Origin of the sequence: Ornithinimicrobium pratense (genome assembly GCF_008843165.1) — a bacterium.
Classification (GTDB): Bacteria; Actinomycetota; Actinomycetes; order Actinomycetales; family Dermatophilaceae; genus Ornithinicoccus; species Ornithinicoccus pratensis.
In genome coordinates, this window is the sequence record NZ_CP044427.1 from 725,048 (window position 1) to 738,690 (window position 13,643).

Here is a 13,643-nt window from a genome sequence, read left to right on the forward strand (position 1 = left end):
TCGACTCGGGGCATCCCTGGGCCGTGTGGGCCGACTCCAGGCCGCCGGATCAGCGCGCGCTGAGCTCCGGGTGCTGCGGCGCCGGCTCTGGTTCGGACCGGGCGCGGTCGGTCCGGGTCAGCAGGCGGTAGCCGCCGACGCCGAGCGCGCAGGCCAGGGCGGTCGCGCCGACCGAGACCGCCAGGGCAGGCCGGTGGCCACCGATGTCGGCGAGCCGGCCGGCGAGGGCCGCGCCCACGGCATACCCGGTGCCGGTGGTCGCCGAGAGGATGGTCATCGCCGCGCCCAGCCGCTCCACGGGGGTGGCCCGCTCAGCAAGGGTGAAGGTGGTGATCATCGACGGCGCGATCGCCACGCCCAGGCCGAGCAGGGCGAAGGCCAGGCCGACCAGGGTGTCGACCAGCAGCAGCGGCAGGGCGAGCACCAGCATCGAGGAGGTGAACACGCGTAGCCGCTGGGGGTAGGCGAACCGCTGGGGCAGGGCCACGACCAGGAGACCGGCGATGACGCTGCCGACGCCCAGCAGGGCGTGCAGGAGCCCGGTTAGGCCGGGCTCGCCGGCCTGGGTGGCCAGCACCGAGGTGCCGGTCTGCACCGAGCCGAAGACCATGCCGATGGACAGCTGGGTCGCAGCCAGGAGCAGCAGGGCGGGGGTGAGCAGCCGGCCCCGGCCCGCACCGGTCAGGCCGGCGGGGATGACCAGCGCGCCGGTCGGGTGGACGGCGAACCAGGTGGCGAAGATGCCCAGCATGACGGCGGCCACGGCCAGCGCGGCCATCGGGTTGAGCAGGGCGGCGATGAGCCCGACGACCGCCGGGCCGAGCACGAAGGAGGCCTCGTCGGCCGCGCCCTCGTAGGAGAAGGCGGCGTCCATGACCCGGGGATCCTCGCTGCCGGCCGCCCGGCTGATCGGCCGCCAGCGCACCCGCGCCATGGTGCCGACCTGGGGGACGAAAGCCCCGCCCAGGGCCGCCACCACCGGCAGCGGCCACCACGGGTCACCCTGGGCGTGAGTGGCGGTGAGGACGGCCAGCACGCCCAGCCCGATGGCCCCCGCGATGCTCTGGACGAGCAGGACCGGACGCTGTCCGACCCGGTCGGTGAGGGAGCCGGCGATGGGGGCGCCGATCGCGTTGGCCACGGCCAGGGCACCGGCGGTGGCGCCCCCCGCGCCGTAGGACCCGGTCGCTGCGGTGACCGCGAGCAGCGCCGCGATCTGCGACATCGCCATCGGCAGGCGGCCGATGAAGGCGACGGCGACATAGAGGGGGCCGGTGAGGCCGAACAGTCGGAGGTAAGACTGCACAGGAGACATCCGTGAGGAAGACCTTTCGGGCAAGGGTCCGTCGAAGGACGTGTGCGCCGTCCCTGCCTCCCGACGCACGGGACCCTTGATGCAATTTCCCATGGTACCCCACCGGCGCAGACGCAGGACTGGCTCGACATACGCTTCGCCCATGACGAGCCATCGACGCGAGCGTGTGTCAGCCCGGGCGGCCGACCCCCGCCGTCAGCTCCAGGCGTTGGGTCCGCTGGAGCAGCTGCGCGCCGGGCGACTGGGTCTGCGGATCCCGCAGCTGGTGCTCGGGCTGGTGCTCTACGGCGTCTCGATGGCCCTGCTCATCCGCGGCGCCCTGGGGGTCATGCCCTGGGACGTGCTGCACCAGGGCCTGGCCCGGCACGTGCCGCTGACCTTCGGCCAGGTGGTCATCCTCACCTCGGTGGCGGTGCTGCTGATCTGGGTCCCGCTGCGCCAGTCACCGGGCCTGGGGACGGTGGCCAACGCGGTCCTTGTCGGGCTGGTCGTCGACCCGGTCCTGTCCTGGGTGGACCCGCCGGAGGGCTGGCTTCCCCGGATCGGGCTGATGACGGCCGGGATCATGCTCAACGCCCTGGCGACGGCGATGTACATCGGCGCCCAGCTGGGTCCCGGCCCCCGCGACGGGCTGATGACCGGCTTGGCCCGCACGACCGGCCGCTCGATTCGGCTGGTGCGCACCCTTATCGAGGTGGGGGTGGTCGTGGTCGGCTTCGTCCTGGGCGGCGTCCTGGGCCTTGGGACGGTGCTCTACGCCCTGTTCATCGGTCCGTTGACCCAGCTGCTGCTGCCGTGGCTCGTGGTGCCGGTGCAGCCTGCGCGGAGCCAGCCTGACCCAGGCCTGCTTCAGCCACCAGGGTGAGGAAGTCCCAGTCCTGACGGACCTCGCCCGCCTCCGACTCCTGCAGCCGTTGGCGCGTCCGCCTGATGACGGACTCCAGCTCCTCAACCAGTAGGTCGATCTCCGCACGGGTGGCCCTCAGGGTGCCCAGGCTGATCGCGGCCCGCTGCACCTCGTCCCGCCCGCTGCTCCACTCCACCGCCCAGACCAGCGCCGTGCGGACCAACTCTTGGAGGTCGATGCCGGCCTGGTCCAGGTAGGCACGCAGGGCCGGCTCGTCCTCCTCCTGCAGGGTGCCGGGGTCGGGGACGCTAAACCCGTCGCCCGCCGCCACCCAGACCCTGTCCCGGCGGTCGCGGGCGTGCTCGGGCGCCTCGATGATCATCCCGGCGTCGGCCAGCGTGCGCAGGTGGAAGCTCACCGAGTTGGCCGGCACGTCGAGCTGGCGGGCCAGGTCCACAGCCCGCATCGGCTGGTCGTGCCGCATCAGGCTCACGATGCGGCGGCGCAGGGGGTGAGTCATCGCCTTGAGCATGGGCGAGGTCATCCGGACGTGGGCGGCCATAGAGGCAGTCTACCAAGTGCGCAAGGACAGTTGCGCAAGTGTAGTTGCGCACTATATGTTGCGGATATGTTCCGACCTGCTTCCTCGGCGGCGCCACTGTGGCGCCAACCGGGCTACCTGACCTGGCTGCTGACCGACACCGCGGTGGGGCTCGCGACCCAGGTGCAGGCCTTCGTGCTCCCCCTGGTCGTCATCCTGTTGACGAGTGACCCCGCCCTGGCCGGGGCCGTCGCCGCTCTCGGCGTCGGCGCCCGGGTGGTGACCACCCTGGTCGGAGGCGTGCTCGCCGACCGGCACGACCTGCGCCGGCTCATGGTCCTCAGCGGCGGGCTCGGCGCCGGGCTGGCTGTCCTCATGGCGGTGGCCTACGCCACCGGCCTCGGCGTGACGGCGCTCGCCGTGCTCAACATGCTCGCCGGCATTCGCGCTGGGCTGCTGGGCGTCGCCTCCGACGCGGCCCTGAAGCAGGTGGTCAGCAGCGAGCAGCTGCCGGTTGCTTCCAGCGCCAACCAGGCCCGGGACGCCGCCGTGCAGCTCGGGGCCGGCCCGGCGGGTGGCGCCCTCCTGGTGCTCGGCCCGGTGATCGCGCTGCTGACCACTGCGGCGGTCTTCGTCACCAGCGCGCTCTCCGCGCTGGCGCTCAAGGGCGACTTTCAGGCCGACCGCGACCCCTCCACCGCCGGCTCGGCCTGGCGTGAGGCGGCCGACGGGGTGCGCTGGCTCTGGGGCCAGCAGGTGCTGCGTCGGATTCTGTGCGTTGCGATGCTGCTCAACCTGGGGCTCACCAGCGGCGTCACCACGCTGATCTACGGCCTGAGCGTGCAGGGGCTGGACCCCGCCCGCATCGGTCTGGTCACCAGCGCCATCGGCTCGGCCATGCTGGTCGGGGCCGTGGCCGCGACCCGGATCGTGCAGCACGTGCCCTCGGGCGTCGTGGCGACGGTAGGGATGGCGATGGCCGGGCTGTCGATGGCCGCGCTACCGTTCGTGCCGGGCTTCTGGCCGACCCTGGCCGTGCTCTTCGTCGGTACGCTCGGCGCCCCGGCCTGCAACGCCGCCATGATGAGCTACTTCATGCACCTGGTGCCGCGCCGGCTGCTGGGTCGGGCCCTCAGCGGCGCCTCCCTGCTCACCACCGGAGCGGTCCCGCTCTCGCCGGTCATCGCCGGCCTCGGCCTGGCCTGGGTGGGTTTGACCCCGACGTTGATGACGGCAGGGACGATCTGCCTGTTGGCCGTGCTGGCCCTCCTCGCGGATCGGGGCCTGCGCACGCTGCCCCGGCCGGCCGACTGGCCCGAGCCGCAGGCCTGAGGGTCAGTGGTTGCGCAGCGCGTCGATGAGTTCGCCCTTGGTCATCGAGGAACGCCCCTCGATATCGAGCTCGGCGGCGCGCTTGCGCAGATCCTCCACCGTGCGGTCCTCGTAGCTGCCGGCCTCGCCGCCGCGTTCGCCGACCTCGCTGCGGGAGCTGTTGGCGGCCGCATTGGCGATCCGGGCCGCCTTCTCCTTGGACGCCCCATCGTCGCGCAGGGCCTCGTACACCTCCGGGTCCTTCACGCTCGGGCCGGGGTCCTCCTCCTGCTTCTTCTGCGCCATGAGCCCGACGATATGCCGTCCCGCCCCGCGCGGCAGGCTGAGGGGTCCGTGGGGGACCGCATACCCTGATAAGCATGACCCGCCACGACGGCCGCACGCCCGACCAGCTCCGCGACATCCGCTTCACCCGCAACTGGCTCGACCACGCCGAGGGAAGCGTGCTGGTCGAGTTCGGCCGCACCCGGGTGCTGTGCGCCGCCAGCTTCACCCAGGGGGTGCCGCGCTGGCGCAAGGGCAGCGGCAAGGGGTGGACGACGGCCGAGTATGCGATGCTGCCGCGCGCCACGCACACCCGCTCGGACCGTGAGTCGGTCCGTGGCCGGATCGGCGGGCGCACGCACGAGATCAGCCGGCTCATCGGGCGGTCCCTGCGGGCGGTCGTCGACCTGCAGGCCTTGGGGGAGAACACCATCCAGATCGACTGCGACGTGCTCCAGGCCGACGGTGGCACCCGCACTGCCGCGATCACCGGGGCCTACGTCGCGCTGGTCGACGCGATCGAGAACGCCCGCGCCCAGGGCCTGATCCCCAAGGGCAAGGAGCCGATGACCGGGTCGGTGTGCGCGGTCAGCGTGGGGGTCGTCGCCGGGGAGCCGGTGCTGGACCTGGATTACGTGGAGGACGTTGACGCAGACACCGACATGAACGTCGTGATGACCGGCGACGGCCGGTTCGTTGAGATCCAGGGGACCGCCGAGGGGGTGCCCTTCGACCGCGAGCTGCTCGACGCCCTGCTGGACCTGGCGGCCGAGGGCTGCGCCGAGCTGACCGCTCGGCAGGCGATGGCCTTCGGCGGCGACGACATGGGCGGGGCCGACTCACACGAGGCGGGCGCCGCCATCGACCTGGGTCCGCCCACGTGGTGAGCGAGCGCCGACTGGTCCTGGCCACCCGCAACGGTCACAAGGTCGGCGAGCTGCGCGAGATTCTCGCCGACGTGCTCCGGACCACCGGGCTCGAGCTCGTCGGGCTCGATGCCTTCGCGGGTCTGGAGGACGTGGTCGAGTCCGGGGTCACCTTTGCCGAGAACGCCCTGCTCAAGGCACGGTATGCCGCAGCGTCCACCGGGCTGCCGGCGCTCGCGGACGACTCGGGGCTGGCGGTCGACGTGCTGGGCGGCGCGCCCGGTGTCTTTTCCGCGCGGTGGGCCGGGCCGCTCGCGCAGGCCACCGGTGTCGCCAAGGACGAGGCCAACAACCGGCTGCTCCTGGCCCAGCTGGCCGACGTGCCGGACGAGTACCGAGGGGCCGGTTTCGTCTGCGCCGCGGCCTTGGTGGTGCCCGGGCGGGGAGGTGTCGAGGGCGAGGCGGGCCGTGCAGCTGGCAGCGGTGGAGCCGGTGGTGGAGTCGGTGGTGGAGTCGCCGCGACGGAGGTGGTCCGGGAGGGCACCTGCCGCGGCGTGCTCGCCCGCGAGCCCCGGGGGGCCAACGGCTTTGGCTACGACCCGCTCCTGGTCCGGCCCGACGGTCGGACCCTGGCCGAGCACACCGCCGGGGAGAAGAACGCGATCTCCCACCGCGGCGCGGCCTTCCGCGAGCTGGCCGGGGACATCGAGCGGCTCCTGGGCTGACCGGCGCCCGCCGGGCACCTGCCCAGGTGCCGTTCGCTCGGTGCCTGCGGCACGCCATACTCTTGCCCTGACCCGACGTCACGCGTCAGAAGAGACTCGACGTCACCCGTCAGAAGAAGGTACCCATGGCGCACCAGTGGCGCGGCGTGATCGCCGAGTATGCCGACCGGCTCCCCGCCGGCCTCACGGAGCAGGTCGTGACCCTGCGCGAGGGCGGCACGCCGCTCATCCCGGCCGAGCACCTTTCCGAGCTCGTAGGGGCTCAGGTGCACGTGAAGTACGAGGGGCTGAACCCGACCGGGTCGTTCAAGGACAGGGGCATGACCGCGGCGATCAGCGACGCGGCCCGCAAGGGTGCCCGTGCGGTCATCTGCGCCTCGACCGGCAACACCTCGGCCAGCGCCGCCGCCTACGCGACCAAGGCCGGGATGACCTGCGGTGTGCTGGTGCCGGAGGGCAAGATCGCGATGGGCAAGCTGTCGCAGGCGATCGCGCACGGGGCGACGCTCATCCAGGTGGACGGCAACTTCGACGACTGCCTGACCGTGGCCCGCAAGCTGGCCGAGGCCTACCCGGTCGAGCTGGTCAACAGCGTCAACCCGGCCCGGATCGAAGGTCAGAAGACCGCTGCCTTTGAGATCGTCGACGCGCTGGGCGACGCCCCGGACATCCACTGCCTGCCGGTCGGCAACGCCGGCAACATCACCGCCTACTGGCAGGGCTACGCGGAGTATGCCGACGCCGGCGCCCGGGGGCAGGTGGCGTCGCGGTGGCCACCCGGCGACCGCGAATGTTCGGCTTCCAGGCCGCGGGGGCAGCGCCGATCGTGCTCGGTCACCCGGTGGACGAGCCGGAGACGATCGCGACCGCCATCCGGATCGGTAACCCGGCGTCCTGGGCGCAGGCCGAGGCCGCGCGCGATGAGTCCGGCGGGCTGATCGACGCTGTGACCGACGAGGAGATCCTGGCGGCGCACCGGTTGCTGTCCTCCCGGGAGGGGATCTTCGTCGAGCCAGCCTCGGCGGCGTCGGTCGCCGGGCTGCTGAAGGCGCACTCGGCCGGGCTGGTGCCCCCAGGCTCGACGGTCGTGTGCACGGTCACCGGTCACGGTCTGAAGGACCCGCAGTGGGCGCTGCGCAACGCCGACGGTGACGAGGTGGAGCCGGTGCGCGTCAGCGTCGACGTGGTCAGCGCGGCCGACGCGCTGGGGCTGGGGTGAGCCCGGGATGACAGGTGCGCTGCGGGCCGGCCTGTCGGTGGCGGTGCGGGTCCCGGCGAGCACGGCCAACCTCGGGCCCGGTTTCGACACGGTGGGGCTGGCGCTCGGGCTGCACGACGAGTATGCGGTGCAGGTGCTGCCAGAGCCGGGTCACCTCGAGGTCCTGCTCGAGGGGGAGGGGGCTGGACAGTTACCCACCGACGAGGGGCACCTGGTGGCCGGTCGGCTGCGGGAGGCGCTGGAGGCCGGCGGCATCGGCTGGCTGGGCGGCTACGGACTGCGGCTGACCTGCCGCAACACCATCCCCATGTCCGCCGGTCTGGGGTCCTCCGCCGCGGCGATCGTCGGCGGGCTGGGCCTGGGTTTCGCGCTGGTCCGGGACGGGGCACTGACCGAGGCCGACCTGGGGCTGGTCAACACGCACGCCGGGGTGACGGAGGGCCACCCCGACAACTCCTCAGCATCGGTCTACGGCGGCCTGACCGTGTCCTGGATGCCCTCGCCCCAGGTGGTGCGCACGGCCCGGCCGGTGCTGCACCCCGACGTCGTGCCCGTCGTGCTGATGCCTGCCGGGCACCGCCTGGACACGGCGTTGGCCCGGTCCGTGCTGGGCCCACAGGTAGCTCGGGTCGACGCGATCCGTCAGGCCGGTCGGGCAGCCCTGCTCGTGCACGCTCTCACCAGCGAGCCGACGCTGTTGCTGGACGCGACCGAGGACTGGATGCACCAAGAGCAGCGCCGGGAGGTCTACCCGGTAACGATGGGCGCAGTCGAGACCTTGCGCGCGCTGGGCCACGCCGCGGTGGTCTCCGGTGCCGGGCCAACCGTCCTCTGCCTGACCACCCGCGAGCTGAAGGACGTCGTGGTGGCCGAGGCCCGCTCGTGGGGCAGGGAGTGGAAGGTGGCTGCCCCGGGCGTTCCGGGCATCGGGCTACAGCTGCGGTGAGGTGAGGCTTCGTCCGGTGGTGCGAGGATGCACCGCATGACCACGTCAGCCTCGCCCGCCACCTTGCGCTTCTCCCAGGTGGACGTCTTCAGCGCCAGCGGGCTGCACGGCAACCCGGTCGCCGTGGTCCATGACGCCGACGGGCTGGCGGAGGAGACGATGGGCGCGTTCGCTCGCTGGACCAACCTGTCCGAGACCACCTTCCTGCTGCGGCCGACCGACCCGGCCGCCGACTACCGAGTCCGGATCTTCACCACCGGCGGCGAGCTGCCGTTCGCGGGCCACCCCACCCTGGGCAGCGCCCACGCCTGGCTGGAGGCGGGTGGGGTGCCACGGAACCCCGATCGGGTGGTGCAGGAGTGCGGGGTCGGGCTGGTGCCCGTGCGCCGGGGCGAGCGGTTGGCCTTCGCTGCGCCGCCGCTGCTGCGTTCGGGCCCGGTCGACGCCGGGCAGGCCGCCGTGGTGCGGCAGGCCCTGGGCCTGCACGAGGAGCAGGTGCTGCAGATGGGCTGGGTCGACAACGGCCCCGGCTGGGTGGGGATCGAGCTGGTCAGCGCGCAGGAGGTGCTGGCGGTCGAACCGGTCCTGCACCTGAGTGGGCAGCTCAAGGCCGGGCTCGTCGGCCGCTGGCCCGATCCCGAGGCGGCAGGCAAGGACGTCGAGGTGCGGGCCTTCTACGGCGACGGTGTGGCCTTTATGGAGGACCCGGTCACCGGCAGCCTCAATGCCGGACTGGCGCAGTGGCTCGTCGGCCAGGGCCGCCTGCCAGACCGGTATGTCGCGGGTCAGGGCTCGCGGCTGCGCCGCGACGGCCGGGTGTATGTCGTGAGCGAGGCCGGCGAGGTCTGGGTCGGCGGCGACGCGACGGTGACCGTCAGGGGGCAGGTGCTGCTCCGGTGAACGTCAACGCAGGCTGGTCGGGTTGATCTGCGAGCGCAGCGCCACGCCGTAGGCGTGCTGGCCCTCGGCCGTCGGGTGGAGGGGCACCGGGTGGTCGAGACCGGTGAGCCACGCATCACCGGCGTTGACCCCGTGGCCGGTGAACCTGCTGGTCACGTCCACGAACTGGAAACCATGGTCCGCAGCGACGTCGGCGATCACCGCGTTGAGCAGGTCGGCGCCGTCGTTCAGCAGCCGCTGCTCGGCCACCGAGATCATCCCAGGCAGTTGCGGGAAGGGCACGAAGTCGCCGTGCTCGGGCGAGAAGAGGCGGGGATAACCGGTGACGACCACGTGGGCGTCCGGGGCTGCCACCCGGATCTGGGTGTAGGCCGCGCCCAGGTCCGCAGGGAGCTGCTGCTCGATGGACTGGGTGGTGGCCTGGATGGACTGGGCGCACTGTGCCTCGGTTCCGACCAGACAGGCGGTCACGGCTGCCGACCAGCCGATGTCGTTGCCGCCGATCGAGACCGTGACCAGGTCGGTTTCGGTGCCCAGCGCGGCCATCTGGGTGGCGAGCATGCTGGGGATCGTGGCGCCGCCGCAGGCGGCGAAGTCATCCAGGGCGATCCGCATGCGCCCGTCCAGGACGTGCGGGTAGGCCAGGTCGTTGCGTCCGCACGCGTCCTGCGCTGCCGCCGCACCCGAGCCCGAAGCGAAGGAGTCGCCCAGGGCGTCGTAGACGAACCGCTGCGGGGAACCGTTGGCGGGGAAGGCACTCGCCGCGGCGAGGGCGAGCCCGCAGCCGGCGACGATGAGCAGGTGACGGCGGCCCGGGTGAGGGGTGTTCATGCCAGGAGGCTAGTCGGTCGACGACCCGCCAGGCCAGGTGTGGGCCCGGGCCCAACCGAGGGTCGTTAGGCTGACCCTCGACGCGCTCGTGGTGGAACTGGCAGACACGCAGGATTTAGGTTCCTGTGCCTTCGGGTGTGCGGGTTCAAGTCCCGCCGAGCGCACCAGCGGTCAGGCAGGCAGGGCGATCCCCAGCTGCTTGGCCAGCGAGGCCACGTGGCCGGTCGCGCGCACGTTGTACTTCGCCAGTTCGAGCACGCCCTCCTCGTCAATGACGAAGGTGCTGCGGATGACGCCGACCACCGTCCGGCCGTAGTTCTTCTTCTCCCCGTAGGCGCCGTAGGCGGTGAGCATCTCCTTGTCGGGGTCGGAGAGCAGCGGGAAGGGCAACAACTCCTTCTCGGCGAACCGGGCGAGCTTTTCGGAGGAGTCCGGGGAGACCCCCACCACGGCATACCCGTGCTGCTGGAAGACGGCCTCGTTGTCGCGGAAGTCGCAGGCCTGGGTGGTGCAGCCCGGGGTCATCGCGGCGGGGTAGACGTAGATGATCAGCTTGCGGCCGGCGAAGTCTGACAGGCTCACCGTCCTGCCCGCCGCGTCGGTCAAGGTCCAGCCAGGGGCGGGCTGGCCGGGCTCGAGTCGGGACATGGGGTGACCTCCGAAGATTCGTCTGGGGGCAAGTTGGGTTATCGTCTCAAACGGACCGCTCACCTTCTCCATCGGAGGACCCGTACATGGCCGACAAGCAGCCCGACCGCTCCATGCAGGAGATCGAGGCCGACATCGCCGCGACCCGCAGCCGTATGGCGCGCACCGTGGACGAGCTGGCCTACCGGGTGAACCCGCAGACCCTCAAGGCCAACGCCATCGCCCGCGTCCAGGGCGAGATCCAGCAGGTCGTGCACCGGGCCCAGGACAAGGTCGTGGATCCGACGGGGGAGCCGCGCTACGAGAACATCGCCAAGGCGCTGGGGGGCGTGGCCGCGACCGCGCTCACCCTGGGCACCCTGCGCAGGCTCTTCAACAGGGGCTGACTCTGGCCCTAAGACCTGTCCAGGACGGACAGGTCTTACGGCGTGTCGGCCAGATGGGTCAGCGCGCAGTGAGCACCACGTAGCCCAGAACGCCGCCGGAGGGTGGTTGTCCGCCCCGTAGGGCCCCCTGTGCGCAGGTGAGGCCGTGCGCGGCCCGCACAGGTAGGGGGTGCCCGCGGCTGCGGCGGGCGTGAAGTACGCCATCTGGAGGCGAGTCACCAGGCCTGCGGCAATCCCGCGACCCCTGCGGCGTCACCGCAGCCTGCAGTTCGGGGCAGGCCCCCGCGGCGAGGCCGTCCCTCCGCGACCCCTGCGGCGTCAGCGCAGTGTGCTAGTCCGGGGCCGCCCCCGCGGCCGAGCCGTCCCTGCGGCGACCCCTCGGAAGCCAGTCGGCGCGCAGACGAGCGCGCTTGACTTGTGAGAAGCGATATGACAATCATTCTCATATGCGTACTCCAACACTGACCCTTTCGGGCCGTTCCGTCCTGTGGCCCGCCGCTGTCCTTGGGCTGGCATTTAGCGTGTCCTCATGCGCCCAAGACGCCCCTGACCCCGCCACCGAGCCGACTGCTGAGGTCAGCGAGGAGGGGACTGGCACAGCTGAGGCGGGCGGTCAGGACGAAGAAGGCCAGACCGAGGACCATGGCGACGACGACGACCACGGCCATGGGCACGACCACGACCACGGCCATGGGCACGACCACGACCCGGGCGGCTCGGCGGACGATGCTCGTCCCAGCGCCGAAGTGGCCGGTGCCAGCCCCCGGCTGGGCCTGACCTACGACGGCGGGGTCCTGGTCGTCGACGCGATGACGCTGGAGGTGCTCGGCGACTTCCCCGCCGAGGGCTTCGTGCGGCTCAACCCGGCCGGTGACGACCGGCACCTGCTGCTGACCGGAGGTCCCGGCTTCCGTCTCCTCGACACCGGCGCGTGGAGCGTGCCGCACGGTGACCACGACCACTCCTACACCACCGAGCCGCTGCTGACCGACCTCGCGTTCCAGGCCGAACGACCTGGCCACGTGGTCACCCACGCTGACCAGACCGTGCTCTTCGACGACGGCACCGGGCAGATCACCGTGCTCGACCCCGACGAGCTGACCATCGACGCTCTGCCGGCAACGGTTGAGCACAGCACCCCCGAGCCGCACCACGGGGTGGCGCTCATTCTCGAGGACGGGTCCTTGCTGCATACCCTGGGCGATGAGGACGCCCGCGTCGGCGCCGCCATCGTCGACGCCGACGGCCAGGAGCTGGCACGCAGCGAGCAGTGCCCCGGTGTGCACGGTGAGGCCGTGGCAGGCGGGGACGCCGTTGTGCTGGGCTGCGAGGACGGCGTGCTGGTCCTGCACGGGGACCATTTCCACAAGGTGAGCACCGGGCAGGAGTACTCCCGCATCGGCAACCTCGCTGGTCATCAGGACTTCCCGGTTGTGCTGGGTGACTACAAGACCGACCCGGACGCCGATCTGGAGCGTCCCACCACGGTCTCTCTCATCGACGTCGAGGCCGAGGAGCTCACCCTGGTCGAGCTGCCAGCCAGCTACAGCTTCCGCTCCCTGGGGATCGGGCCGGACGGTCAGGCGCTGGTGCTCGGCACGGACGGCGCGCTGCACGTCATCGACACCGAGCAGGGGGAGATCCTCGACTCGATCGCAGTCGTGGCGCCGTGGGAGGAGCCTACGGACTGGCAGGAGCCGCGGCCGACGCTGCACGTGCTGGGCAACTTTGGCTACGTGACCGAGCCCGCCACCTCACAGCTGCACGTGGTGGACCTACGCAGCGGCGAGGTGATCGACGACGCCGAACTACCGCAGGTGCCGAACGAGATCACCGGGGTCTCGGGCTGACCGTGGTCGCCGCCCATCTTTTGCTCCGGGCCGGCGTCGCGGCAGCCACGGCGCTCATGCTCACCGCCTGCGGCGGCGCCGGTCCCCCTGACGAGGCCAGCACGAAGGATTCCGGTGGTAGCGACGAGGACAGCCTCGCCGTGGTCGCCGCCTTCTACCCGCTCGCGTATGCCGTGGAGCGGGTCGCGGGTGATCGCGTGGAACTGACGACACTGACCGCACCGGGCGCGGACCCGCACACCCTGGAACTGTCACCGGGGGACGTGCGGACGGTGGCCGAGGCAGACCTGGTGGTCTACTCCGGCGGCATGCAGGCTCCAGTGGACTCTGTCGTGCACGCCACAAGAGACGTCCATGCCCTGGACGTGGCGCCCCTGCTGGACCTGAAACGGACCGGGGCGGGCGTCGACGAGGAGGTGTCCGATGCTGAAGGCACCCCTCACCCGGTGGACCCGCACTGGTGGCTTGATCTGGACCGCTACGCCGTCGCGGCCGGGGTGATCGCCGACGAGCTCAGCCTCCTGGACCCGGCTGGTGCCGACGCCTACCGTCGTGGCGCGGAGGCGCTCGCGGGTGACCTGGGCGAGCTCGCCGCGGAGTACGAGGATGGGCTGGCCCAGTGCCGGCAGCAGATCGTTGTCACCTCGCACGAGGCCTTCGGTTACCTCACCGACGCCCACGGCTTGGTGCAGGTCGGCATCTCCGGTCTGGCGCCGGAGGCGGAGCCCAGCCCGGCGCGGATGGCTGACATCGCCGCCGTCGTCCGGGAGCACGACGTCGACACCGTCTATGCCGAGGTCATCCTCGGTAGCCAGCTCGCCGAGACGATCGCCAGCGAGACGGGAGCCCGAGTGCTCGTCCTCGACCCCGTCGAGGGCATTACGTCAGCCAGCCCCGGCTCCAACTACCTGGAGGTGATGCGCAGCAACCTCGAGGCGCTTCGCGACGGCCAGGGGTGCAGTTGAGCTGACGG

The 13,643-nt window shown here is 71.7% G+C and carries 14 protein-coding genes, 1 tRNA gene and 1 pseudogene; 11 read left to right on the forward strand and 5 right to left on the reverse strand.

The window, feature by feature from the left end; all coding sequences use genetic code 11:
- Window positions 1-49: 49 nt before the first annotated feature.
- On the reverse strand, window positions 50-1,315 hold the full coding sequence (locus FY030_RS03315; protein ID WP_158060274.1) for an MFS transporter: 1,266 nt from the start codon (window positions 1,313-1,315) through the stop codon (window positions 50-52).
- Window positions 1,316-1,457: 142 nt separating this feature from the next.
- Between FY030_RS03315 and yczE the strand changes: the two genes are divergently transcribed.
- Entirely contained in the window at window positions 1,458-2,180 is a 723-nt protein-coding gene (gene yczE, locus FY030_RS03320; RefSeq protein ID WP_158060275.1) for a membrane protein YczE, read from the forward strand.
- Here the strand turns inward: yczE and FY030_RS03325 are convergent.
- Window positions 2,080-2,724: a winged helix-turn-helix domain-containing protein gene (locus FY030_RS03325; RefSeq protein ID WP_158060276.1), complete on the reverse strand. Its 645-nt coding sequence runs from the start codon at window positions 2,722-2,724 to the stop codon at window positions 2,080-2,082. The genes yczE and FY030_RS03325 overlap by 101 nt on opposite strands.
- A 66-nt stretch (window positions 2,725-2,790) precedes the next feature.
- Between FY030_RS03325 and FY030_RS03330 the strand changes: the two genes are divergently transcribed.
- Window positions 2,791-4,035 carry an MFS transporter gene (locus tag FY030_RS03330; protein ID WP_158060277.1) on the forward strand — a complete coding sequence of 415 codons (1,245 nt, stop codon included), beginning with the start codon at window positions 2,791-2,793 and terminating at the stop codon, window positions 4,033-4,035.
- A gap of 3 nt (window positions 4,036-4,038) precedes the next feature.
- On the opposite strand, the gene FY030_RS03335 is transcribed toward FY030_RS03330, so the two are convergent.
- On the reverse strand, window positions 4,039-4,320 hold the full coding sequence (locus FY030_RS03335; RefSeq protein WP_158060278.1) for a DUF7218 family protein: 282 nt from the start codon (window positions 4,318-4,320) through the stop codon (window positions 4,039-4,041).
- Between the two features lie 74 nt (window positions 4,321-4,394).
- Here FY030_RS03335 and rph point away from each other — a divergent pair, with 74 nt between their 5' ends.
- From rph to FY030_RS03360, 5 genes and pseudogenes are all read left to right on the forward strand, one after another.
- Entirely contained in the window at window positions 4,395-5,186 is a 792-nt protein-coding gene (gene rph / locus FY030_RS03340) for a ribonuclease PH (protein ID WP_158060279.1), read from the forward strand.
- Window positions 5,180-5,890 (forward strand): non-canonical purine NTP pyrophosphatase, encoded by a 711-nt coding sequence (locus FY030_RS03345; protein ID WP_158060280.1) that lies wholly within the window; start codon window positions 5,180-5,182, stop codon window positions 5,888-5,890. Before rph ends, FY030_RS03345 begins: the two co-directional genes overlap by 7 nt.
- A 125-nt stretch (window positions 5,891-6,015) precedes the next feature.
- Window positions 6,016-7,109 (forward strand): annotated as a pseudogene (gene thrC, locus FY030_RS03350) (threonine synthase).
- Between the two features lie 7 nt (window positions 7,110-7,116).
- Complete coding sequence (locus FY030_RS03355; RefSeq protein WP_158060281.1) at window positions 7,117-8,055, forward strand: homoserine kinase; 939 nt, start codon at window positions 7,117-7,119, stop codon at window positions 8,053-8,055.
- Window positions 8,056-8,091: 36 nt separating this feature from the next.
- Window positions 8,092-8,955 (forward strand): PhzF family phenazine biosynthesis protein, encoded by an 864-nt coding sequence (locus tag FY030_RS03360; RefSeq protein WP_158060282.1) that lies wholly within the window; start codon window positions 8,092-8,094, stop codon window positions 8,953-8,955.
- Between the two features lie 3 nt (window positions 8,956-8,958).
- On the opposite strand, the gene FY030_RS03365 is transcribed toward FY030_RS03360, so the two are convergent.
- A complete protein-coding gene (locus tag FY030_RS03365; RefSeq protein ID WP_158060283.1) occupies window positions 8,959-9,786 on the reverse strand; it encodes an SGNH/GDSL hydrolase family protein in 828 nt (275 codons plus the stop codon).
- Window positions 9,787-9,868: 82 nt separating this feature from the next.
- Between FY030_RS03365 and FY030_RS03370 the strand changes: the two genes are divergently transcribed.
- Window positions 9,869-9,953: transfer RNA gene (locus FY030_RS03370), tRNA-Leu, on the forward strand.
- A gap of 4 nt (window positions 9,954-9,957) precedes the next feature.
- On the opposite strand, the gene bcp is transcribed toward FY030_RS03370, so the two are convergent.
- Window positions 9,958-10,434 carry a thioredoxin-dependent thiol peroxidase gene (gene bcp, locus FY030_RS03375; RefSeq protein ID WP_158060284.1) on the reverse strand — a complete coding sequence of 159 codons (477 nt, stop codon included), beginning with the start codon at window positions 10,432-10,434 and terminating at the stop codon, window positions 9,958-9,960.
- Between the two features lie 86 nt (window positions 10,435-10,520).
- Between bcp and FY030_RS03380 the strand changes: the two genes are divergently transcribed.
- The 3 genes from FY030_RS03380 to FY030_RS03390 all read left to right on the forward strand — a co-directional run bounded on the left by FY030_RS03380 (window position 10,521) and on the right by FY030_RS03390 (window position 13,635).
- Window positions 10,521-10,820 carry a DUF3618 domain-containing protein gene (locus FY030_RS03380; RefSeq protein WP_158060285.1) on the forward strand — a complete coding sequence of 100 codons (300 nt, stop codon included), beginning with the start codon at window positions 10,521-10,523 and terminating at the stop codon, window positions 10,818-10,820.
- A gap of 521 nt (window positions 10,821-11,341) precedes the next feature.
- Window positions 11,342-12,670: a zinc metallochaperone AztD gene (gene aztD, locus FY030_RS03385; RefSeq protein ID WP_158060286.1), complete on the forward strand. Its 1,329-nt coding sequence runs from the start codon at window positions 11,342-11,344 to the stop codon at window positions 12,668-12,670.
- Between the two features lie 2 nt (window positions 12,671-12,672).
- Complete coding sequence (locus FY030_RS03390) at window positions 12,673-13,635, forward strand: metal ABC transporter substrate-binding protein (protein WP_238348528.1); 963 nt, start codon at window positions 12,673-12,675, stop codon at window positions 13,633-13,635.
- Window positions 13,636-13,643 lie beyond the last annotated feature (8 nt).